Genomic DNA, 23,700 nt, shown 5'->3' on the forward strand with positions numbered 1-23,700 from the left:
ATTTACGCAGCAATCACATAAAAATACAGCAGCACCAGAATACCCAGCACGATACGGTACCAGCCGAAAACCTTGAAGTCATGCTTTTTAATATATCCCATGAGGAAGGAAATCACACCCATGGACACTACAAAAGCCACCACCATGCCGATAATCAGAAGCGACGCTTCGGTCATGCTGAAGCCGAGCCCGAATTTCACCAGCTTCAGAAGGCTTGCGCCGAACATGACGGGAATCGCCAGGAAAAAGGTGAATTCCGCGGATACCACCCTGCTGACACCGATGAGCAGCGCGCCCACGATGGTTGCGCCGGAGCGGGAGGTGCCGGGGAACACCGCGGCGATAAGCTGAAACAGGCCGATAATCAGGGCATCCCGATAGGTCAGGGACGCCAGGCTTTTGATCCGGGGCTTCCTTCCCTTATTCCAGTTTTCAATTACAATAAAAGCCACGCCGAACAGAATCAGCATAATGGCCACCGTGGTGGCATTATACAGATACGGCTCCACCAGATCATCCAGGAGTATGCCGTAAATCATGGCAGGGATGCAGGCCACCAGAACCTTGAACCACATGACAAAAATATCCGTTTTGATAATACCGTTTTTCTTACGCCGCTTTGAAAAATCAAAGGGGAACAGCTTATTCCAGAACAAAACCACCACCGCCAGGATCGCCCCCAGCTGAATCACTACCAGGAATACTTCCCAGAATTCAGGAGATACATCCAGCGTAACAAATTCATTCAGCAGTATCATATGTCCCGTGCTGCTGATGGGCAGCCACTCCGTAATACCTTCCACAATTCCAAACAAAACCGCTTTTAAAATTTCGATCATATCATTCTCCAATTTTTATACTGCTGCTGTCCGCCGGACGTACCGGCCAAACAGACAGCCTGTTTTCATTTTCCGAAAACTCCGCCGCCTATCTTTGCACGCTGTCACCGTTTTCCAGATAACGCAGCATATCCTCAAAGCACTCCCGGGCATCTGCATAGCCTTCCTCATAAAGCAGACGCAGCTTCTCCTTATCCTTCTCTATTCTGCCAATACCGCTGGCCCTTTTCGGACGGATAACAAAAGCCTGGCCGTTTGCTGTCTGGGCATCCAGATAATCCAGCATCCGGTTATAGGCCACATGCCGGTTTGCCATCAGCTCGTAAACTTTGGGATACCTGGCATAACGCACCTTTACCAGTCCCAGATGGCCGGAAGGCTTCCTCCGGTAGCCGGTTTCCTTGGTGAGCACCACAATATTTTTACGGTTGCCGTCCACAATGGAATGCATGATAGGCACGCTGTCGGAGAGACCGCCGTCCAGATACAGCTTATCCCCGATTTTCACATTTCTCGATACCAGCGGAAGGGACGCGGAGGCCCGCACCGCGATGATATCTTTATGCATATCCTTCAGACGCAGGTATTCCGCCTGACCGGTTTCAATATTGGTAGCCACCGCATACGCTCTGCCCTGATAAGCATTAAAAGCATCATAATCATAAGGATTCAGAACGTTTGGGATAGCGTCATAACACATTTTTACCCCGAAAAGATCCCCTGTGGTCAGCACATTGCGCGCACTGCAGTAATGTGCGTCATCCAGATAATCCACGCTGATATCATAAGCCCTGCCCCGCTGGCGCGACAGATAGCTGCACAGATGGCATGCGCCTGCGGACACTCCATAACAGCTGGAAAACTCAATATTTTGATCCATGAAAAAATCCAGGACTCCGGCGGTATAAATTCCTTTCATCCCACCGCCTTCCAGAACCAGTCCGGCCTGATACATACTGTCTACCTCCAAGTCAAATTTGCTGCCGCTTTACGCAAATTATCCGATACTAACCGATGTTTCCGTACTCCGCCGCCACAAATTTTCTCAGGGCAGCCAGGGAACGCTCCACCTTTTCCGTTTCAATACAGTAAGCCATCCTGAAATATCCGGGACATCCAAAGGTATCCCCCGGAACCAGAATCAAATCGTATTTCAGCGCCTTTTCACAGAAAATTTTCGCATCCTCCTCCAGAGCCTTCGGGAATATGTAAAAGGTTCCGCCTGGCTTCACACAGGTAAAGCCCAGCCCGATCAGGCAATCATACAGAAGGTTCATGTTGGTCTCATAGACGGAAAGATCCGCCGTTTTATCCAGCACCTTAGCCACTGCAAGCTGGATGATGGAAGGAGGACAATTATGGCCGATCCCTCTGGAAATCTGCCCGCACATGTTCACAATCACTTCCGCATCAGGACAGGCAGGATTTACCGCCACATAGCCGATTCTCTCGCCGGGAAGGGAAAGAGACTTGGAATAAGAATAACAGGAGATGGTATTCGCGTAATAACGTGACACATAAGGCGCCTTAACGCCGGCAAACACGATCTCCCTGTAAGGCTCGTCGGATATAATAAAAATATCGTGCCCGTACTCCTGCTCTTTCTTTCTCAGTATATCCGCAAGCCGCAGGATAGTTTCCTCGGAATATACAATGCCTGAAGGATTATTGGGCGTATTGATAAGAACAGCCATTACCTTCTCACCCAGCATTTCTTCAAAGGCATCAAAATTTATCTGAAAACTCTCCGTATCCGGAGGCACCACCTTCAGCACAGCTCCGGTAAGATTCACATAAGGATTATATTCAGGGAAATAAGGAGCAAATGTCAGTATTTCATCGCCCGGCTTTGTTACCGCCCTGTAGGCATGGGCAAGCGCTCCTGCTGCACCGGAGGCCATAAAAATATGCTCCGGACCGTAATTCATACCGAATCTTTCGTTCAGGGAAGCGGCAATAGCCGCCCTCACAGACGGTATTCCCAGACTGGGACTGTAGCCATGCAGCGAACATGGATCGCTGTTTTTAAGCATCTCTATCATACACTCCGTAAACTCCTCCGGAACAGGAACGGACGGATTCCCCAGGCTATAATCAAATACATTGTCATATCCTATCTCTTCCCCACGCTTCGTCGCAAACTCCGACAAAATCCGAATCACAGATTTGCCGCCCAGCATGGCTCTATACTGTTCTGATACCATAATTTCCCTCCAAACCGCCTCTTGGCTTTTCATCCTGACCATTGTAACACATGCGGGGTATTTGTTACAACAGTTTGTAAGGTTAAAGTTCGCCCCCTTCCACAGCCCCTGCCCCCCGGAGAAGCCCGCGCCTTCCACCCCCAACTCTAACTGCAAAGTATATTAAAAAAGCCTGAACATGCTGAAAACATGACTCAGGCCTAAATTTAAATTTATTTTTATCAGAAAATCTCTTCTTCCCAAATAATAGCTAAAAATTATTTCGCTGTAACGTTATGGCAGCCGGTTGTTTCGTTGTCGATGAAAAATTACAGATAATTATTTAAATCCATCGGCATGCGGTAAATCAGCAGGGCTACCAAAGGGATCAGGATTTCGCATACCTGGACGAAAAAGCTTGCAATGTCTTCGGTGATGCCGCCGAAGTGTTTAAAGGCCACCCAGCAATAATAGAGGAATGCGATAAGAGCCCCTGCGAGGCAGCCGATGCCTACCACAAGATTCATCCGCAGCATAAAAAAAGCACAGGCAGCGATATAAAGGATCAGGACAGCCGCCACTATGAGCTTGGTTCTGCCTTCAGGTACATACAGCGTGCATTTGCTGGTCTGGGAATGACGGAACCAGATGATGGACAGGCCATAGAGAGAACGGGAAAGAATAAAGCCGAGAGAAACCACCGGCCATCCGTCTATGGGCATTTCACTCCAAAGTCCTACTATGATAAGGAAATAACTGACACAGGTGATGATGGCAAAATAGCCGCTGTGGGAATCCTGAAGGATTTCCAGTTTGCCTTTTCTGGGCTGATGGGAGGACAGGGCGTCCACAGTGCGGAAAAAGCCGTCCATATATGCGCCGCCGGAAAGAAGGAGCGGGATCATCACGCAGACAACAGACCGGAGGAACTCATAATCCAGCAAATAGGGGTGTACTATCCGCCATTCTGTGATCAGGAAAGCAATGATGGCTCCTACCCACGGTACAAAACACAAAATATATTTCATGTTATCCTTTGTTTTTTCCACCTGGCGCGCAGGCACCACGGAGTACATGGAAAAAGCGAGTCTGAAGCTGTTCCAAACCTGTTTCATGCTTTTTGGTCCTTTCTCTTTCGTGCAGTCTGTCACTCTGATTACTCTATTACAACATCATCCGCATACTGATCCCAAATCAGGCAAATCCAGGTTTTTCCCTGGCTGAGTACGATAGGATCACCATTTTCGTCCACATAATAGGCAGGATCCGTATCCGCGTAGCGGGACCAGGTGCCTTCCGTCATTTTCCCCTGGGTGAATACCTGAACCTTCATGCCGTTGTCACCGTGGCAGCCAAAGGCCAGATAATCATTTTCATCGCGCACCTCACCGTAGCAGTACTGGAAAATAACATTGTCAAAGGCAAGCTGTTCTCCGGTGCTTTCATCAATATGGGGGCCGCCGTACTGGTAGCGGTAATATTTTCCGTCTTCTTCATTATATTCAAACCAGGCCTGCACCTTGCTGTAGCCGTTGGGCTGGTCTTTTTCCTTTCCGCCCGGATACAACATTTCCGCAGTTTTTCCTTTGCTGTTGTCCGGCTTCTGCCCGTCTGCTGCAAAGGCAAATTTAGGCTTGTGCGCATCATGGTAGGTACGGCTGTATTTCATTTTATCAATGTCTTTCTGAAGGCCTTTAATGTCCAGATAGACATTGTGGGGCATTTTTCTTTCCGTTGTACGAAGAAAAGTATTGGGCGCAGGATGGTTAATCCCGGCAACGGGGCCGCTGATATTGTCCACCCGATCACTGTTGAGAAGCTCGCCCACATAAGGGGTTGCCTGTCCGAAGTGTGCATAAATGGCGTCAAATTCCAGGGCGCAGTATACAAAATAGTCCCGGCTGCTTCTGATATATCCTATTTTGTCCATGTCCCCATAATTTTCAAAAAGGCCCATCAGCCTTGTAATACGGCCCTCAACCGGAGCCTCATAGATAATGGAGGCTTTCGAAGTCCCTGTCTGGGGGCAGCCTTCCAGAATATTGTTAAGCATGACTGCAAGCGGCCTCTGCTTTACCTGTTCCGGATCCATTTTTTCTCCGGTAAGATAGCTGTGCTGTCCGTCATTTTCCACCAGGGCGGCCTGCTGGGTATTAGTCACAGCACCCGTTTCATTCGCTTTCGCCTGTTCGGTGGCGCTGACCGTCTCCTGTTTTGTCTGCGTTTCCGATTCCTGCGGAGGCTCCGTTTTCTTTCCGCAGCCTGTCAGAAGCGCCGCTCCCAATATCAGTGCGCTGAAAAAAACAGCGGTTTTATGCAACCTTTTTCCATCTGTCCGGAATTTTCTCATTCGTCTCTCCTGTAAAAAACAAAACTGACCGGCAGCCGCAACACTTTCCGCCGCCTGGCCTGCATCATCTGGCAAATACAAACAGAACCGGCGCAGCATTTATCTGCACCGCCCGGTTCCTGCAATTTCTGTAAATCAGGCATCGGCTGGAAACCGGAATGCCTGTAAAGTCTATGATATTGTACTCCGCGAGGTTGTGAAAGTCCAGTATTTTATGAAAATCTTAATGAATGAGACGGCATTTTTCCGCTGCCCTGACCAGAAGCGCTCCTTTGGGAAGGGCCAGAAGATCTTTTCTTCCAACAGCTCCCAGTTTGATGGTCAGCACAAAATATATCGGAACCGCCACAAGGATAGCCGCCGCCAGGCAGATCACGTTAATATGGATCAGCAAATACAGGCCATGATACACGCCGAAGGCCGCCGCCCCCATAATCACTGCGGACCAGCCGGGAAGCAGGAAGGTCTTTATTATCTCCTGCCTGTATTTCAGTTCCTTCCTTACGGAAAAGCCGTTGAGTATGCACATTAAAAGAGAATAAAGCACGGTGGCGATGACCAGGGAAAAAAGTCCCAGATCCGTCGCCAGCAGCAGCGGAACCAGAACCACAGTCTGGATTACCAGGGCAACCGCCGCATTGACTACGGGCAGATTCACCTTGCCGATCCCCTGGAGCACCGCATTGCTGATAGTGGAAAGGGCGTAGAACACCACGCTGATGCTCAGTGCCGCAAGCAGCCAGGATACCATATCCACAGAAGCCTTCTGGGGATATAAAAGCAGTGTGACCGGCTTGGCCAGCACCGCAAGGCCTACGGCAGAGGGAATGGAAAGAAACATGGTTGTTTTTATCGCCGTCCCGATCCGTCTGTTGGTTCCCGCGATGTCCCCCTGGGCAAAGCTTCCTGAAATGCCCGGTATCATTGCCGAGGACATGGCGGAGGCGATGGCGATGGGGATGTTGGCGATCTGTTTTGCCTTACCGCTGAACAGGCCGTACTGGGTATAGGCCTCCACCTCGCTGAAACCCTTTACATGCTCCATAATCCTGGTGTAAATGGTCAGGTTTAAGGAAGTGTTGCAGTTATAGATAAAGGTGCTCAGTATTACCGGCGTCACCATGGTGATGATGATTTTATACACCTCCCCTGTGGTGAGCAGCTGGGAGCTACGATCCCTTTTTGTTTTCTGATTGATATATTCTCTGTTGAGAAGGAATATCCCAAACATGAACAGCAGCGCGATAAGTACGCCTGCCCCGGTACCTATGGCGCTTCCCGAAGCGCCGAATACAGCCTGCGTGGTGGTATCCTTCCCGGCAACCGCCTTAATCAGAAGAAATGCCGCAAGTATGCTGACCACCGCATTCAGTATCTGTTCCACAATCTGGGAAAATGAGGTGGGCACCATGGTTCCGTGTGCCTGGAAATAACCTCTCAGCACGCCAAGAAGCCCGGAGAAAAATATGGTGGGCGCAAAAATACGAAGCACCGGCACGGAATTGCCGCCCACCAGGATTCCCGCGCCAAAGAAGGTAAACAGGCTGGCCAGGCCGCCCACGACTACCACATAGCCTATGGCACAGCGGAAAATTTTCTGGGCGTTCCTGTATTCCCTCAGCGCCAGCCTCTGGGCAATCACCTTGGAAATGGCCGAGGGGATACTGTAGGAGGATACTAGGAGTATGATGGTATAAATCTCATAAGCGGAAGAATAATAACCATTTCCTTCATCCCCGATAACGGCAGCCAGCGGGCTTCTGTATAAAATTCCAATGACCTTGCAGATGATTCCGGCAGCCGCCAGGATCCCTGCCTGCATGACAAAGCTGTTGCTTTTTTTATTATTACCCATAAATTAATCACCTGACCAGAATGCATTTACTCCGAAAGCCTGAAGGTAAGCAGCGCATCCAGCCTTCTTTCCACAACCTCATATACGAATATATCCGGCTGCTGCTCATCGATCATTGACTGTTCAAAGCATCCGTTCCAATGGGGCATATAGCTGTAGGAAAAATTGGATGCCAGCACAGGGGCCATAGCGCCTGCAAAGGAGTCCCTCACCAGGAAAAGCCGCCTTGGATCCGGCGCCTCCGACTGGTAAATCAGCTCCGTGGCGTCGATGGCCTGGATCACCGACAGATTGTTGGTGGCGTAGCCCGTCACATCATAGCTTACTTCCGCGGGCTTGTTCTTTTTATAATAGTTCTTCAGATTCATCATATTCGCAAGGTCGTAGCCTGAGAAGTCATTTTGCGAGATCGTCAGATCCTCAACGTCCGCAATTTCCACACCCAGCTCACGAAGCAGCGCTTTTGCGCCGATATAGCCGCCCAGATAATTCCAGTGGGTATCATAATGCCAGTAAAGATCGTACTGATCCTTATAAGCCATCAAATCCTCTCTGGGATAAACGATGCGCACGCCCGTTTCCTCACGCAGATAATTAATCACCTGCTCCGCCCTGGTCAGTTCCCCCCGTTTCCTGATATAATCCGGCAGCTGGGCGGAATAAATGTCTTCCTTATTGGAGGGGATCATGAGAATAAACTCTATGCCTCTGGCTTCCAGATAAGCTTTGGTGCTCAGGATGTTGTCCTTTATCACATCCAGCTGTTCCTGGGTGTACAGGTTCGTTCCCTTATAATCCTCAATACTTCCCTCATCTGTAAAAAATAACCAGTCATTTTTTCCCAACACCACACTGGCGGAGGAGGAATCGCCGAACAGCTTCATGTTCAGGATGCTGTTGGCTTCTATCATCTGGCTCCGGAAAGCCAGGTGGTCGTTATAGTAGCTGTTGTACTGGGATGCATAGTTGTGCAGATTGTCTCTGGTCAGCGCCGGCTTCTCGGCAAGCTGCCTGTTTTCCGTATTTTCTTCGGATATATGAGGCTCTGCAAAATAGTAGACAACCCTGGGGCCTATAATCATCAGGGCAAACAGGATTATCCACACCGCCGCCTTCTTTTTCGTCATGTAGCCATTCCTCCATTTTCAGCAAAAACCGCTGTCAGAAACTGCTGTCACACAGACTGACGCTAATAATCGCAATCATACGGGCCGCCACTAAAATTGCACTCATATGGGCTGCCATTAAAAATTGCAATGTACGGACTGCAGTTAAAAATTCATGTAAATAAATGCGCTGTAGGTGCTGCTGACCATGAGCATAACGCTGTAGGCAAGAAGCAGCATGCAGAAAATCAGCTCTGCCGTACTGTTTTTAAATTTCTCCGCCCGGGGGCTGATTTTCACCGCGCACTTCTGCAGTACGCCGCAGCCCAGGATACCGCAGGCCGCCAGGAAAAAGGCCCTGTTAGTTACCAGCTCCTGCACCGCAAAACCGGACGCCGTATACATCCAGGGAAGGAACATGCGCTTCAGATACTGCAGCGTAAGCCCCACGTCTCCCACCCGGAAGAAGGTCCAGCCCACACAGAGCACCAGTATCGTGTAAACATGCTTGATTACTTTTGTTTTCTCCAGAAGCTTTCCCAGCCCCAGGCGCTCCAGCACCATGAAAAAGCCATGGAAAACACCCCAGCAGATAAAGTCCCAGCTGGCTCCATGCCACAGTCCCGTGGCCACGAAAATAATGGAGATATTAATGTAGGTGCGCAACTTGCCCTTCCGGTTGCCGCCCAATGGGAAATACAGGTATTCCCTGAACCAGGAGGTGAGGGAAATATGCCATCTGCGCCAGAAATCCGTAATCGTGGAGGCAATGTAAGGGTAGTTGAAGTTCTCCACCAGGGTAAAGCCGAACATCTTCCCAAGTCCCACCGCCATATCGGAATATCCGGAAAAATCATAATAAAGCTGAAGGGAATAAAAAATAATGGCAATCCATGCCAGCACGCCGTTCACATTTGCCAGATCCAGACCATAAATCCGGTCCACGCAGGATCCCAGCGCATCCGCAATAATCACCTTTTTCGCCAGACCGTATACAAAACGGCGGATACCCTCTCCCATCAGGGACAGGCTCTGCTTTCTTTCGGTGAGCTGTTTTTCAAAATCCCTGTATTTTTCAATAGGGCCCTGGGTAATCTTGGGGAAAAACGCAAAATACAGAGCCATATTCAGGATGTTTTTCTGGGCGCCGTATTTTTTCTTATATAGATCGATCAGATAGGACATGGCCTGGAAGGTAAAAAAGGACACGCCCAAAGGCAGGGCGATATCCTTCATGGACAGCAGCTCCCTGCCTGCAACCTTGTTCAGCGTATTGATGAAAAAGTTAAAATACTTATAATATCCCAGGATTCCCAGGTTTGCCAGGATTCCCAAAATAAGGGCGGTGCGCCTTGCTCCCACCGTCTGCGTCTTATCCATCACCAGCCCCAGCACATAATTGGCCAGTATGGAAACCAGAAGCAGCCACATATATCTGGGCTCTCCCCAGGCATAGAATACCAGGCTGGCCGCGAGTAATATCAGGTTCTGTAGCTTCCTGCTCTTCCCCGCGATTTTATCCAGTATAAACACGATGGGCAGAAATGCCCACAAAAATATCATTGAACTGAATACCATTATTTATTCTCCATCGGTAACTTTCCAGCTTCTCCGCAGCTCCGGGGAAAAAAACAGTCCGCCTCCGGTAATGGCTGTCCACTTTGCGCCGCTGCTTTATTTGAAAAGATACCTTTCTCTTCTTTTGTATTGCCCGTATTTTCTGAAACTTTTCACTGTCCTGTAATACTATCTTTTCTTATTATATACGGTGAGGGAGTTTTTTCAAAGTCTTTTTGTCAGATCCTTAATAACTTCCCCTGCCGCAATCAGCCCGGCCACGCTGGGAACAAAGGCCGTGCTGCCGGGAATGGAACGCCTTACGGAGGCTTTGTCCTCCTCCAGAGGGCTTTTGGCAGGCGTGCGGGGTTCTTCCCTGGAGTATACCACCTTCAGTTCCTTAATGCCCCTGTTCTTAAGTTCACGCCGCATGACCCGGGCAAGAGGGCAGACGCTTGTCTGATAAATATCCGCCACTTCGAACCGGGTGGGATCCAGCTTATTCCCGGCTCCCATGCTGCTGATAACCGGCACGCCTGCTTTTTTCGCCCTGACAACAAGCTCCAGCTTGGCCGCCACGGTGTCCACCGCGTCCACCACATAGTCAAAGGATGAAAAATCAAACTCCTCCGCATTTTCCGGCAGGAAAAAGCATTCCCTTGTCTCCACCTCGGCCTCGGGATTGATGGACAGGATGCGTTCCTTCATCACCTGCGTCTTGTATCTGCCCACGGTGTCCAGGGTGGCGATGATCTGGCGGTTCAGGTTGGAAAGCGCCACCTTATCGTTGTCAACCAGCAAAAAATGGCCTACACCGCTTCTTGCAAGCGCTTCCACGGTATATCCCCCCACGCCTCCGATGCCGAATATGGCAACGCGGGATCGGTTTAATTTATGAATTCCTTCCTCTCCCAGAAGAAGGGCGGTTCTTGTGAATTGTTCCTGCATGGCATTTCCTCCGCAGTTCGGACTCCGCATGCGCCGGAAGCTTACTGAACAACGGGGCAAAAGATATCCGGCATATGCGAAGACTTAATTTAAAATATATAATAAGGCATTTTATTATAACATTCTCTCTGGAAATCTGTCTATGAATACATAAAAAGTGAGTGGAAGGGGTAAATGCGGATAAAAGACATGAAAACTGCCAGCAGGGTAATTCTGCTGGCAATTGGCTTTTTTATTTTATTTTTACTTTCCGTCCGCTATATTTTCCAGCATTTCAAGTTTCTTATGATAAGTCAGTATTCTTTCTGCGATCTTCTCCCTATGTAGCCGTCCCCAAGCCCCACACCCGGAACCTGCCGGCTAGTCTATTTACTCACCAGGTATTCATGCAGCGCCGTCAGAAGCTGCTGTTCTTCTCCTTTGGGGTTCACCAGCTTTAAATCCAGCGCTTTTCCCGTTCCCAGCGCACAGACGCCCAGAATGGATTTGGCATCTACCGTATAGCTGCCTGCCGCCAGATCATATTCCCCGTTAAATCTTCTGATGGTATTTACAAATTTCCAAACTTCATCCGCATTTCCAAAACGAATTTTTATTGATTCCATGCTGAATTCCTTTCTTTCTTCATTCCATGCCGTTTCCGGCGCCGGAATGCCCTTCAGGTATTGTAGCTAAAGTTTTCCCCTGTGCTTTCAAAATTATACACGAATTGGAAAAAATTTCTTATTCCCGTAATTCTGGGCGGTGTGGCCATTTCCGCTTCAGCCCCCGACTCTCCTCCGTCGGCATCCGCATTTTAAAAACATATATCTCCTGGTCCTAAAGTGTCCAGCCGCCATTTTGGCAAACAGCGTCAAGACAAACATAAATGCAAATGATAAATTAAATAAAACAGCGAAAACTCTAAACAGTTACATTTTCATAACACAACCATGCCCTTTATAACGGGAAACAGGAGGAAAACCACATGGAAAGCCGGGAACAGATTAATGCGGTTTGGCAGATGCAAAACTATATCGAAGGACATCTGGATGAACCGATTACGCTGCATGCGCTTGCAAAGAGCGCAGGCTATTCTCCCTGGCACTGCGCCAGGATTTTCAAAGAGCTTACCGGCAAGGCGCCGTTTGAATATATCCGTATGTACCGTCTCTCCAAAGCGGCCATGGAGCTGAGGGACAATGATATTAAGGTGGTTGACGTTGCGATGGATTTTTTGTTTGACAGCCATGAGGGCTTTACCAGGGCCTTCCGCAGGCAGTTCGGCATGAGTCCGAATGAATATAAGAAAAATACGCCGCCGATTTATCTTTTTCATCCCTGGTCCATACGGGAATATTATTATTGGCTCAGGGATATGCAGGAGGATGCACCGCCGCTTTCCGGGGACTTTTTTGTACAGGTGCGCAATTTTCCCAAAAGAAAGCTGCTGTTAAAACGCGGCGTGTCGGCGGATGACTATTTTTCCTACAGTAATGAAAATGGCTGCGATGTATGGGGCCTGCTATGCAGCGTCAAGGAGGCGCTGTATGAACCAGTCGGCCTGTGGCTTCCTGACACGCTGCGTCCACCCGGTACCTCACGCTATGCACAGGGCGTTGAATTACCGGAGGACTACGGAGGAACGATCCCGGAGGGCTTTGATCTCATTGATCTGCCCGAATGTAAAATGATGATGTTTCAAAACGCTCCTTATGATGATCTTCACTTTGAGGAAGCGATATTAAATTTGTCGCAGATCATCGACACCTATGACCCCACCCGGTCCGGCTATGAATGGGCGGATGAAGCCGCGCCGCGTTTCCAGCTGGATCCACAGGGATGGCGGGGCTATATTGAAGCAAGGCCGGTAAGAGAGCTTCCCTGAAAATATCACAAGGAAAGTCAAGTACCCTCCCATTCCTTCTGCTATGCTTATTCCAGAAACGAAAAAAGCCCGCAATAAAGGAGGAAAAAGACATGGAAACACGAGAAAATATCGAAAGGCATTTGAACGTACTTTGTAATGAAATCGGTGCAAGGCCCACTGGATCAGAGGCAAACCATACGGCGGTTGAGTATGCGTGCAGGGAATTTGAGCGCGCCGGCCTGGACGTCCTGCGGCAGGAATTTGACTGCATGGACTGGGTGGACAACGGCGGCATACTCACTGTCGGCGGCAAGGCCGTCCCCATGGCAGCCGCACCTTATTCGCTTCCCTGCAGCGTGCAGGGAGAGCTTCTCTGCGTCAGTTCACGGGAAGAGCTGCGGTGCGCGCCTGTCGCCGGGAAAATCGTTTTGCTTTGCGGTGAGCTGGCGTCGGAACCGCTGATGCCCAAAGGCTTTGTCTTCTGGAATCCGGAGGAACACAGGGAAATCATCTCCTTGCTGGAAAACGGCGGCGTTAAGGCGGTGCTTACCGTCAGTCTTTCTCCGGAACGCTTTGTACCGGTCATTGAGGACGGGGACTTTGAAGTACCTTGCGCCGTGGTTCTTCCGGAAAGCCTGCCCCGGCTATGCAGCGGGCTTCCCGCAGCCCTTACGCTGAACGCGGAACGTCGCCCTGCAAAGGCCGCCAATGTAATTGCCGTCTATGGCAGCGGAAAACATAAGGTATGTTTTTCAGCGCATATTGACACCAAACCGGGAACCCCTGGCGCTTTGGACAATGCCTCCGGCGTAGCCGTTTTACTCGCGCTGGCAGAGGAGCTGTCGGGCAGGGAACTGCCCTACCGCATTGAATTTGTCCTCTTTAACGGTGAGGACCATTATTCTAATCCGGGAGAAATGGCATATCTTGCCGCTTATCTTTCATCACCCTCGGAATACGTCTGCGCGTTTAATATTGACGGGGCGGGCGTAAAGGGACAGGATTTTGCGTACTCATTTTATGAATGCCCGGAACAGCTGACAAGCAGTATTTCCGGTTTCGCAAAGAAGGCGGAAGGCTTTAAACAGACAGAACCGTGGCCGCAGGGAGACCATACCTTGTTTTCTTTTTCCGGCGTTCCTGCAATCTCCATTACCTCCGCCGGAATATTTGCGCTGGCGGACAGCGTGCTCCACACAGAAAACGACACCCTGGAGCTGATTGATTCAAAAAGGCTGGAAACGCTGGTTAAGTTCCTGCTTTATTCTGTTTAAAGAAAAATATAAAGGAGTGGTTTACGGGCAGGTACTTGACCGAAACTCCCTGTCCGCAGAAATAAAACCAGCGGCAGCCGCCTCCCCCATCCCAAGGATGATTCCGGATGGAAGGAAGGCGGCATGCCGCTGGTTCTGGTTCCCCTATGGAAAAACAAGTCTTTTTACAATGTCCTTTCAATCAGCTCCACGCATCTGTCATATCCCAGCGTTGTGCTGTTCAGGCACAGATCATAGTTCATGGGATCTCCCCATTCCCTGTCCGTATACTGTTTATAATAATCCCTGCGCTGTCTGTCCTTCATACGGATGTAATCCTCCGTTTCCACCATGGCGATATTGTCAATCTGGTTGGCACGTTCTTTGCGCTCCGCCATAGAGGAGGCATAAATAAACACATTCAGGCTTCTGCATTTTCCCCGCAGCACCTCGCCCGCGCAGCGGCCGATAAAAATGCAGGGCCCTTCCATGCTAAGGCGACGTATTGTTTCCGCCTGGGCCTGGTAAATCCGGTAAGGCATCATGCCTCTTTCATTTCCCCGGAAATTTTCCACGGCGGACGCCACGGTATATAGAAGGCTTTTATTTACCTTTTCATCGTTTGCCTTGACCACGCTGGGGTTCAGGCCGTATTTTTCAGCCGCCAGCATGAGAAGCTGCCCATCATAAAAAGGGATGCCCAGCCTCTCCGACAGCCGCTTCCCGATTTCACGGCCGCCGCTGGCATATTGTCTTTCAATTGTAATTGTTCTCAGATGAGCCATTTTTTCCGTCTCCTTTTCTGCTGCCGCAAGGCTGCTGTACTGTCCTGTAACTGTGATTTGCAGCCTCTTGCATTACGCAGTGGCATCTACGAACTGCGAATTGTAAAGCTCCGCGTAAAAACCGTTCTTTGCAAGGAGTTCTTCATGATTGCCCTGTTCTATAATATCGCCATCCTTCATCACCAGTATGAGATCCGCATCACGGATGGTGGAAAGCCTGTGGGCGATGACAAAGCTGGTTCTGCCTTCCATCAGATGATTCATAGCCTTCTGGATCTGCTGTTCCGTCCTGGTATCCACGGAGCTGGTTGCTTCGTCCAGAATCATGATTTTATTGTCCGCCAGAATAGCGCGGGCAATGGTGAGAAGCTGCTTCTGGCCCTGGGATACGTTGCTGGCATCCTCATTCAGCTCCATCTGGTAGCCGCCGGGAAGCGTCTGGATAAACCGGTGCGCATGAGCCGCCTTGGCCGCCGCAATAACCTCTTCGTCCGTGGCATCCAGCCGTCCATACCGGATATTTTCCATAATAGTGCCCTTAAACAGCCAGGTATCCTGAAGCACCATGCCGAAAATCTCACGCAGCTCGCTCCGGTTGAATTCCTTTACATTGTGGCCGTCCACCAGGATAGCGCCGCTGTTCACATCGTAGAAACGCATCAGCAGCTTCACCATGGTCGTTTTCCCGGCGCCGGTGGGGCCTACGATAGCCACGGTCTGGCCGGGCTTCACGGAGCAGTTGAAGTTATGGATGATCACCTTATCCGGGTTGTAGCCGAATACCACATTCTGGAAATCCACCCTGCCTTTGGGGAATTCCAGGTGAACCGGATTCTGTGCAAGCTGTTCCTCCTCCTCTTCCTCAAGGAATTCAAAAACACGCTCCGCCGCGGCCGCTGTGGACTGCAGCATGTTGGATACCTGCGCCAGCTGGGTAATAGGCTGGGTAAAGTTTCTTACGTACTGGATAAACGCCTGGATATCACCTACCGTAATGGTTCCCCTCACGGCCAGGATGCTTCCCAGAACCGCCACGGATACGTAGCCCAGATTTCCCACAAAGGTCATGATGGGCTGCATCAGGCCGGAAAGGAACTGGGATTTCCATGCGGACTGGAACAAAATATCATTGGTATCATGGAAGGTCTTTTCCACATCCTCTTCCTTGTTATACGCTTTCACGATATTGTGGCCGCTGTAAACCTCTTCCACCTGGCCGTTGATTTCGCCCAGATATCTTTGCTGCGCCACGAAGAACTTCTGCGATTTTTTTACCACAATCCCAATCAGGCCTGCGGAAATGGGCAGGATGACTATGGCAATCAGAGTCATCAGGGGGCTGATGCTCAGCATCATGATCAGGACGCCGATCATGGTTGTGATAGAGGTAATCAGCTGGGTGATGCTCTGGTTCAGGCTCTGCCCCAGCGTATCCACATCGTTGGTAATACGGGAAAGGACCTCGCCTACCGTTCTGCTCTCAAAATATTTCATGGGCATACGGTTGATTTTTTCACAGATTTCCTGCCGGAAGCGGTAGGCCAGCTTCTGGGAGATACCTGTCATAATCAGCCCCTGTACAAAGGAGAGCACCGCGCTGAGCACGTACAGTCCCAGCAGGAGCAGGAGAATATGCCCTATCCGTTCGAAATTAATGCTGCCGGTGCCGGAAACCTTGGCAACCAGGCCGTTGAAAAGCTCTGTGGTGGCTTTCCCCGAAATCTTGGGGCCGATGATGCCGAATATGGTGCTGCCCACCGCAAAAATAAGCACTGCCACAAAGGCAGGCCAGTAACGGCCCATATATTTCACCAGTTTTTTTATGGTGCCTTTAAAATCCTTGGCCTTTTCACCGCCCATCCGGGCGCCCGGGCCATGCATTCTGGGGGGTCTTCTCTGTGTTTCACTCATGATGCGCTTCCTCCTTTCAGCTCCGCCTCAGACAGCTGGGAACGGGCGATTTCCTGATACGCCCCGCAGGTTGCCAGCAGTTCCTCATGGGTGCCGATGCCGGCGACTTTGCCGTCATCCAGAACGATAATCTGATTGGCATGAAGGATGGTGCTGATTCTCTGCGCCACAATGATGATGGTAGCGTCCTCAATTTTTTCATGCAGCGCTTTTCTCAGAACCATATCCGTCTTGTAGTCCAGCGCGGAAAAGCTGTCGTCAAACAGGAATATCTTGGGATCCTTGGCGATGGCCCTGGCGATGGACAGACGCTGCTTCTGCCCGCCCGATACATTGCTTCCGCCCTGGGCAATGGGACTTTCATAGCCTTCGGGCTTGCTGTCGATAAATTCCGTGGCCTGGGCGATTTCCGCCGCTTCTATCATTTTTTCATCTGAAATATGGGAACCGCCGTATTTGATGTTGGAGGCGATATCCCCGGAGAACAGATTTCCCTTCTGGGGTACAAAGCCCAACAGGCTGCGCAGCTTATGCTGGGAAATTTCCCGGATATCCACGCCGTCAATCAATATCCGGCCCGCCGTCACATCGTAAAATCTGGGAATCAGGTGGATCAGCGTGGATTTGCCGCAGCCGGTGCTTCCGATAATCGCCGTTGTTTCTCCCGGCTTTGCCGTAAAGCTGATATGCTCCAGCGCATCCTCCGCCGCCCCTTCATAACGGAAAGACACATCCTCAAAGGTAAGCTCGCCCTTCGCTTTTTCCAGCTCACCGTCCCTGGAGGCGGAAGGATCATGGATGCTGGGCCGGGTGTCCAGCACCTCCTGAATACGTTCCGCCGCCACGCCGGCACGGGGCAGCATGACGGAAATCATGGTAATCATCAGGAATGCCATGACAATCTGCATGGTATAAGTAATAAACGCCATCATATCGCCCACCTGGAGGTTTCCCGCATCGATCCCCTTTCCGCCGAACCAGATAATCATAACGGTAATGCAGTTCATGATCATCATCATCAGGGGCATCATGAAGGTCATAACCCGGTTGGTGAACAGCTGGGTCCTCATCAGATCCTTATTGGCTGTTTCAAATCTTTTTTCTTCAAATTTCTCACGGCTGAAGGCGCGGATAACGGGCACGCCGGTGAGTATTTCCCTGGATACCAGGTTCAGCCGGTCAACCAGGGACTGCATTTTTTTAAACTTCGGCATGGCTATCTGCATCAGGATCAAAACCACCACGGAAATTGCCGCAACCGCTACGCCGATGATCCAGCCCAGCCCGGTTCTGGTACTGGCTACCTTAACTATGCCGCCGATACCGATGATAGGCGCATAAAGCACCATACGCAGCAGCATGACCTCCACCATCTGTACCTGCTGGATATCATTGGTGCTCCTTGTTATCAGGGAAGCGATGGAGAATTTATTCAGTTCATTGCTGGAAAAGGAAACCACCTTGGTGAAAACCTTTCCTCTCAGATCCATACCTATTTTTGCCGCCGTCCTGGAGGACAGAAGGCCTGCCAGTATGGCCGCCGCCATCATAAGAAGCGTCAGGCCCAGCATTTTGGCGCCGGTAGAAAGCAGGTAGTTCATCTGCACATCATTCAGGTCCATTCCCATGGCTTCATATTCAGCCTTAATAAAAAGAATGGCTTTCTGGGTGATGATGGAATCGCTCATATCTCCCATTTCCTCAGCTGCCTGTTTTTTCATTTCCTGCAGCTTTGTATCGTCAATTCCCTTTGCCGCCATCATTTCCTTCAGGCCGGCCATGTCCGTCTGCCCGGACTCCTGAATGGAACTGAGTATTACCATAGGCATTCCGAAATCCTTGTTGAGGCGGTCAATCGTTTCCTTATCCGAGGTATTCCGTTCGTAAATGCCGTCCTTCAGATCATAAGCCTGAAGGGCCTCGTTTTTTTCGTCCTCCGTCATAAACAGGGACAGGCTGTCAAAGGTTTCCTCTCTCATTCTTTCAGGGACGGCATTTTCAATACCTCCCTGCTGTATTCCCACGTCCACAATATCCGAGGTGTAGGAAGGCAGCGCCAGGTCGCAATACGCCTGGCCTACCAAAAGAAGAATGATTAAAAGGACGGCAGCCTTATGCTCGCCCAGGTGTTTAAACAATTTCCACATTCTTTCCTATTTCTCCTTTCTGCTGTTCCTTCTGTGCCATTCCTTCAAAAACGTCCCTGAAATTACTTTTCCATAATTCCGGGGCACGCTCTAAGAAGGATTCTCCGAAACCATTCCGATGTTTTTCTCCATGATGTCTACCAGCTCCTTCCACAAGGCAAGGAACGCATCCATTTTTTCTTCCCCCATCTCCTCCATCACCCGGTTGATATACTCAGTGGATACCTCCCAGGCGTACTGCCGGGCCTGTTCTCCGGCCTGCGTTAAACGGACATAGGTTTTCCTCCTGTTTTTACTGTCAATCATCCGCTCTGCAAGCCCTTTTTCTTCGATGGACTTCAATGTCCTTGACATGGCGGGCGGCGACATAAAGGAACAGCGGGCAAGCTCGGATACACCGATTCCGCTGGCGTCAGGATTCCTCTTCATATAGATATGAACCATCTGAAGAGCCGTGAATTCTCCATGGGTAATGTTTCCAAGCCTTATTCCCATATTCACCCGTCCGTACCGAAATGTTGTTCTCAGCAAATCAATACGCATCTCATCCGTCGTCATTTCCATTCCTTTCCGCGACTGTTTGCAGCTGCAATATTTAACATTGTTAATAGTTGCTTTGGTTAAAGATTATAGTCTCTCCCTGCCTGAAATACAATTCTTTTTTTAGAAAAAAAGTATAAAAAAACTATAAAGAAACCGTCAATCCGCACAAAAAACTCCGGTAAGCCTTCTGCTGTTTCCCGATAAGCTCCTGCTGTTACTTATTGACATAATCGGATTTATCAGGTAAAATCAAATGAAAGCATGTACTTGCATGGAGGAATGGATGGACGAAACAAGTCAGAAAATAATTGATGCGACAATGACCCTGATTCGGGATAAGGGCTATGTGGCCACCACTACAAAGGATATTGCAAAGCTGGCCGGTGTGAACGAATGTACCCTCTTCCGGAAATTCGGCAGCAAAAAGGATATCGCCCTGACCGGCATTGGGCAGGAGAAATGGCGGGGGAATATTTCCCGGGATATTTTCCAGGATGTGGTATGGGAGCTGCAACCCGATCTGGAAATGTTCATGAGGGCTTATATGGAACGGATTACGCCGGACTTCGTCAATCTTTCCATCGGCCTGCGCGCGCCGCAGCTTTATGAAGAGGCGGCCCCTTATATTATGAAGGTCCCACAGGCCTTTTTATCCGCCCTGACCGAATATTTCCAGGAAATGCACAGGAAAGGAAAGCTTCCTTCCCTGGACTTTCCCAGCCTGGCCATGACAATTTTTTCCGCCACCTTTGGTTTTACTTTTTTAAAGGCATCCTTTGAGCAGAAGCTGTCGCCGGAGGATAAGGACGGATTCATACGCAAAAGCGTGGAATTGTTTATCAGCGGAATTCCCCGTTGTTAAACAAAACAGATGGGAAAGAGATTTTTATATCTGGATGACAGGACAGTCAAACGCCACACCGCAAGCAACGGGGTATCAAATTTGAAACGCCGTAAACGGCAGGGTATTTGATCTACGCTCCGCTTCGGTCGGTGCAAAACATATGCCGCTGGCGCATAGCACCCCTCGCGGCTGTCCCTAATTGGAAAGTGCATCCGTTCGGCTCGTCGCCCGCGGAAATAATTAGTACCCGCAGTCCCCGGACTGCGGCTGTTACCGAAAAAAATCAGCGCTGCCTGTATGCAGGCGGCGCACTTTTATCAACGTTATGCAAGCGAGCGCATGCATTCATGTAAATTTATATAAAGGAGGCTGAAAATAATGCAGATAACCGGAGCCCAACTATTTGTAAAAGCACTGCAGGCGGAGCAGGTGGACACCCTGTTTGCCTATCCCGGCGGCCAGGCAATCGATTTATTCGATGCGCTGTATGGAGCCGCTGTACCCAAGGTTATCCTGCCCCGCCATGAACAGGGGCTGGTACACGCTGCGGACGGCTATGCGCGTTCTACCGGGAAAACAGGAGTATGTCTGGTAACCAGCGGGCCGGGAGCCACCAATCTTGTAACGGGAATCGCCACCGCCAACTATGACAGTGTCCCTCTCGTATGCTTTACCGGGCAGGTTCCCACCGGGCTGATAGGAAACGATTCCTTTCAGGAGGTGGATATTGTGGGTATTACAAGGAGCATTACAAAATATGCCGTAACGGTACGCAGACGCGAAGAGCTTGGCAGCATCATCAAAAAGGCCTTTTACATTGCCGCCACAGGAAAACCGGGCGTTGTATTGGTAGATATCCCCAAGGATATCCAGAAGGCGCTGGGCAGTGACAGCTATCCCGACACCGTGGAAATCCGCGGATACCGGCCGAAGCCTTCTGTACACATCGGTCAGCTGCGCAAAGCGCTGGAGCTTCTGAACCGCTCCGCCCGCCCCCTGTTCCTGGTGGGCGGCGGCGTCAATATCGCGCGGGCCGGCAGGGAAATGACCCGGCTTGCCGAACTGACAGGGGTTCCCGTCGTTTCCACCATCATGGGAAAGGGCGCCGTTCCCTCCGGTCACCGCCTGTATGTGGGAAATATCGGCATACACGGAAGCTTTGCCGCTAATCTGGCCGTAAGCAAATGTGATTTGCTTTTCTCCATCGGAACCCGGTTCAACGACCGCATTACCGGAAGGACCGAAACTTTTGCCAGAGAAGCTTCCATTGTCCACATCGATATTGACGCCGCTTCCATTTCCAGGAACATTTCCGTAGATATCCCTGTTGTGGCTGATGCAAAAAGCGCAATCTCCGCCCTGCTGGAAAAGGCAGAGCCGCTTCCTACCGGGGAATGGCTGGCGCAGCTTGAGCGCTGGAAGCAGCAGCATCCCCTGCGCATGAAGCCCTCCGCCCTTTCTCCCCAGGCCATTCTGCAGGCGGTCAATCACTGCTTTGAGGACGCCATTATCGCTACGGATGTGGGACAGAACCAGCTTTGGGCAACGCAGTTCCTTGCGCTTGATGAGCACCGCAGGCTTCTGACCTCCGGTGGGCTGGGCACCATGGGCTATGGACTTCCGGCGGCCATTGGGGCCAGCCTGGGAAATCCCCGCACAGATGTCCTTGTGATCACAGGCGACGGCGGCATGCAGATGAATCTGCAGGAACTGGCAACTGCGGTTGTTTATGAGCTTCCTGTTATCATCTGTATTTTTAACAACAGCTGCCTGGGGAATGTACGGCAGTGGCAGGAGATGTTTTATCAGAGACGCTATTCCTCCACCTGCCTGCGGTACCGGAAAAGCTGCCCTGTCCCCTGCACCGGCCCCGGAGAAAACTGTCCTGAATATACGCCGGATTTCATCAGGCTTGCGGAAAGCTATGGCGCCAGGGGCATCCGGGTAACCACTCCTGAGGACATAGAACCGGCGCTGCTGGAAGCCAGGAACAGGAAAAACGGCCCCACGGTCATTGAATTTATGATTGAAAGAGAAGAAAATGTCATGCCCATAGTCCCGGCAGGGAATTCTCTGGGCGATATGATTCTGGGAGAGGAGGATAATGTATATGGAAAAAAGATGGATCAGCCTGCTGGCAGAGAATGAGGTAGGGGTTCTGGCAGGCATTACAGGCCTGTTTTCCGGGAAATCCTATAACCTGAACAGTCTTACCGCAGGCCCCTCGGAGGACCCTTCCATCTACCGGGTTACCATCGGGCTGACCGGTGACGACCGCACCTTTGAACAGATTAAAAAGCAGCTGAACCGGAGCGTTGAGGTAATCAAGGTAATGGATTTTACCAGAATTCCCGTACATTTAAAGGAGCTCATGTTCCTCCGGGTCAGCGGCTGCAGTCAACAGGATATGACGGAGCTGTTCAGACTGTCCCAGGTTCTGGGTACCCTGGTGATTGACTATGGTCCGTCTGCCGCGCTGCTGCAAAGTGTACAGACAGAGCGGAAAAATGACGATCTGGTATCCCTGTTTCAGTCCCTGTTCCCCGGACGGATCGAAATTGTGCGCGGCGGGAGCGTGGGGACGGAGGCGATCAGCCTTCGCGGAGAATAAGGTTTCTGGCGCTGAAGACAAAAAGGAACGGAGGAAGCAGCTGCTTCCTCCGACTTTTATTTTTTCCTTCGTTTTCTATAACAGCCCCGGATTCCTATAGCAGCCCCAGATAATGAAATGCATTCTTCAGGCCATCCTCGCTGATATCCGAAGTCACATAATCCGCGGCCTCCTTCAAAGCCGGTATGCCATTGCCCATGGCAATTCCGATCCCGGCGGCCTGAATCATTTCAAAGTCATTCATGCTGTCGCCGATTGCCGCCGATTCCTCCCGGCGTATGCCCCAATGCTCCAGAAGAAGCTCCAGCCCATAAGCTTTGGAGAGATGTGCCGGGATGACATCCGCGCCTCCTGTAATTTCGCTCATTATGGGAGTTCGCAGGGCCGGGAAGGTCTGTTCCACCAGCCTGGCCGCTTCCACAGAGTCATCCAGATAGAGCGCGTGCATGGGGATTTCATAAAGCTCCCTGGCATCGTACATTTCCCGGAGGAACAGGTGCTCCTTGCCCTTCCACCGGGCCGCCTGCTTTTCCGGGTTGGTGGTATACCATTTTCCCTCATGCTGGCCGCCCAGGCATAAATCATTGGCGTAGGCAAAGTCCAGCACCTCCTTCTGCAGCTTCGGATCCAGGTAGGTTTCCTTCAGCACGGTTCCCTCCGCTTCCACCAGGGAGCCGTTGGAATGGATGATGCCGTCAGGCTTTACCAGCTCTTTAATAGGCGCGTTCCACGCATCGTTGAAAAAACGCCCGCTGGCAAGCACCAGCCTGCACTTTCCCCTCACGGCCTCCAGCGCCTCCCTGGCGCTTTCCGGGATGTTACCGAGGCGGTGGTCAAACACCGTATTATCATAATCCAGACAAAGTACTTTTATCATTCCAGCTCCAGTCCCCAGGCGCCAACCGGTGTTTTGTCCACA

General features: G+C 50.6%; 20 protein-coding genes. 5 read left to right on the top strand and 15 right to left on the bottom strand.

Going from position 1 to position 23,700, the window contains the following annotated elements:
- Positions 1–2 precede the first annotated feature (2 nt).
- The 10 genes from HMPREF1548_RS04560 to HMPREF1548_RS04605 all read right to left on the bottom strand — a co-directional run bounded on the left by HMPREF1548_RS04560 (position 3) and on the right by HMPREF1548_RS04605 (position 11,443).
- Positions 3–839, bottom strand: coding sequence for an undecaprenyl-diphosphate phosphatase (locus HMPREF1548_RS04560; RefSeq protein ID WP_021634615.1), 837 nt, complete (start codon positions 837–839; stop codon positions 3–5).
- An 88-nt stretch (positions 840–927) separates the two neighbouring features.
- A complete protein-coding gene (locus HMPREF1548_RS04565; protein ID WP_021634616.1) occupies positions 928–1,794 on the bottom strand; it encodes a patatin-like phospholipase family protein in 867 nt (288 codons plus the stop codon).
- A 52-nt stretch (positions 1,795–1,846) separates the two neighbouring features.
- Complete coding sequence (locus tag HMPREF1548_RS04570) at positions 1,847–3,043, bottom strand: pyridoxal phosphate-dependent aminotransferase (RefSeq protein ID WP_035321042.1); 1,197 nt, start codon at positions 3,041–3,043, stop codon at positions 1,847–1,849.
- A 308-nt stretch (positions 3,044–3,351) separates the two neighbouring features.
- Positions 3,352–4,137, bottom strand: coding sequence for an adenosylcobinamide-GDP ribazoletransferase (locus tag HMPREF1548_RS04575; protein ID WP_021634618.1), 786 nt, complete (start codon positions 4,135–4,137; stop codon positions 3,352–3,354).
- 41 nt (positions 4,138–4,178) lie between these two features.
- A complete protein-coding gene (locus HMPREF1548_RS04580; RefSeq protein WP_051358317.1) occupies positions 4,179–5,372 on the bottom strand; it encodes a DUF3048 domain-containing protein in 1,194 nt (397 codons plus the stop codon).
- Positions 5,373–5,595: 223 nt separating this feature from the next.
- Positions 5,596–7,227 carry a putative polysaccharide biosynthesis protein gene (locus HMPREF1548_RS04585; protein WP_021634620.1) on the bottom strand — a complete coding sequence of 544 codons (1,632 nt, stop codon included), beginning with the start codon at positions 7,225–7,227 and terminating at the stop codon, positions 5,596–5,598.
- A gap of 26 nt (positions 7,228–7,253) precedes the next feature.
- Positions 7,254–8,354 carry an alginate O-acetyltransferase AlgX-related protein gene (locus tag HMPREF1548_RS04590; protein WP_021634621.1) on the bottom strand — a complete coding sequence of 367 codons (1,101 nt, stop codon included), beginning with the start codon at positions 8,352–8,354 and terminating at the stop codon, positions 7,254–7,256.
- A 144-nt stretch (positions 8,355–8,498) separates the two neighbouring features.
- Positions 8,499–9,911 carry an MBOAT family O-acyltransferase gene (locus HMPREF1548_RS04595; protein WP_035321046.1) on the bottom strand — a complete coding sequence of 471 codons (1,413 nt, stop codon included), beginning with the start codon at positions 9,909–9,911 and terminating at the stop codon, positions 8,499–8,501.
- 204 nt (positions 9,912–10,115) lie between these two features.
- Positions 10,116–10,838, bottom strand: a complete 723-nt coding sequence (locus HMPREF1548_RS04600; RefSeq protein ID WP_021634623.1) for a tRNA threonylcarbamoyladenosine dehydratase — start codon at positions 10,836–10,838, stop codon at positions 10,116–10,118.
- Positions 10,839–11,203: 365 nt separating this feature from the next.
- Positions 11,204–11,443 carry an HPr family phosphocarrier protein gene (locus HMPREF1548_RS04605; protein WP_021634625.1) on the bottom strand — a complete coding sequence of 80 codons (240 nt, stop codon included), beginning with the start codon at positions 11,441–11,443 and terminating at the stop codon, positions 11,204–11,206.
- Positions 11,444–11,805: 362 nt separating this feature from the next.
- Here HMPREF1548_RS04605 and HMPREF1548_RS04610 point away from each other — a divergent pair, with 362 nt between their 5' ends.
- Positions 11,806–12,705 (top strand): helix-turn-helix domain-containing protein, encoded by a 900-nt coding sequence (locus tag HMPREF1548_RS04610; protein WP_021634627.1) that lies wholly within the window; start codon positions 11,806–11,808, stop codon positions 12,703–12,705.
- A 92-nt stretch (positions 12,706–12,797) separates the two neighbouring features.
- Positions 12,798–13,961 (top strand): M28 family metallopeptidase, encoded by a 1,164-nt coding sequence (locus HMPREF1548_RS04615; RefSeq protein WP_021634628.1) that lies wholly within the window; start codon positions 12,798–12,800, stop codon positions 13,959–13,961.
- 164 nt (positions 13,962–14,125) lie between these two features.
- Here HMPREF1548_RS04615 and HMPREF1548_RS04620 read toward each other — a convergent pair whose 3' ends face one another.
- The 4 genes from HMPREF1548_RS04620 to HMPREF1548_RS04635 all read right to left on the bottom strand — a co-directional run bounded on the left by HMPREF1548_RS04620 (position 14,126) and on the right by HMPREF1548_RS04635 (position 19,347).
- Positions 14,126–14,725 carry a cytidylate kinase-like family protein gene (locus tag HMPREF1548_RS04620; RefSeq protein ID WP_021634629.1) on the bottom strand — a complete coding sequence of 200 codons (600 nt, stop codon included), beginning with the start codon at positions 14,723–14,725 and terminating at the stop codon, positions 14,126–14,128.
- 72 nt (positions 14,726–14,797) lie between these two features.
- Positions 14,798–16,636 carry an ABC transporter ATP-binding protein gene (locus HMPREF1548_RS04625; protein ID WP_021634630.1) on the bottom strand — a complete coding sequence of 613 codons (1,839 nt, stop codon included), beginning with the start codon at positions 16,634–16,636 and terminating at the stop codon, positions 14,798–14,800.
- Positions 16,633–18,783: an ABC transporter ATP-binding protein gene (locus HMPREF1548_RS04630; protein WP_021634631.1), complete on the bottom strand. Its 2,151-nt coding sequence runs from the start codon at positions 18,781–18,783 to the stop codon at positions 16,633–16,635. Before HMPREF1548_RS04630 ends, HMPREF1548_RS04625 begins: the two co-directional genes overlap by 4 nt.
- A 90-nt stretch (positions 18,784–18,873) precedes the next feature.
- Positions 18,874–19,347 (bottom strand): MarR family winged helix-turn-helix transcriptional regulator, encoded by a 474-nt coding sequence (locus tag HMPREF1548_RS04635; RefSeq protein ID WP_021634632.1) that lies wholly within the window; start codon positions 19,345–19,347, stop codon positions 18,874–18,876.
- A gap of 262 nt (positions 19,348–19,609) precedes the next feature.
- On the opposite strand from HMPREF1548_RS04635, the gene HMPREF1548_RS04640 reads away from it, so the two are divergent.
- From HMPREF1548_RS04640 to ilvN, 3 genes are all read left to right on the top strand, one after another.
- Positions 19,610–20,188: a TetR/AcrR family transcriptional regulator gene (locus HMPREF1548_RS04640; RefSeq protein WP_025488347.1), complete on the top strand. Its 579-nt coding sequence runs from the start codon at positions 19,610–19,612 to the stop codon at positions 20,186–20,188.
- Positions 20,189–20,548: 360 nt separating this feature from the next.
- On the top strand, positions 20,549–22,318 hold the full coding sequence (ilvB, locus tag HMPREF1548_RS04645; protein WP_021634634.1) for a biosynthetic-type acetolactate synthase large subunit: 1,770 nt from the start codon (positions 20,549–20,551) through the stop codon (positions 22,316–22,318).
- Positions 22,281–22,781 (top strand): acetolactate synthase small subunit, encoded by a 501-nt coding sequence (ilvN, locus tag HMPREF1548_RS04650; RefSeq protein WP_021634635.1) that lies wholly within the window; start codon positions 22,281–22,283, stop codon positions 22,779–22,781. Before ilvB ends, ilvN begins: the two co-directional genes overlap by 38 nt.
- 94 nt (positions 22,782–22,875) lie before the next feature.
- Here the strand turns inward: ilvN and HMPREF1548_RS04655 are convergent, their stop codons facing one another.
- Entirely contained in the window at positions 22,876–23,658 is a 783-nt protein-coding gene (locus HMPREF1548_RS04655) for an HAD family hydrolase (protein WP_021634636.1), read from the bottom strand.
- Positions 23,659–23,700 lie beyond the last annotated feature (42 nt).

Origin of the sequence: Clostridium sp. KLE 1755 (assembly GCF_000466465.2) — a bacterium.
GTDB lineage: Bacteria > Bacillota > Clostridia > Lachnospirales > Lachnospiraceae > Eisenbergiella > Eisenbergiella porci.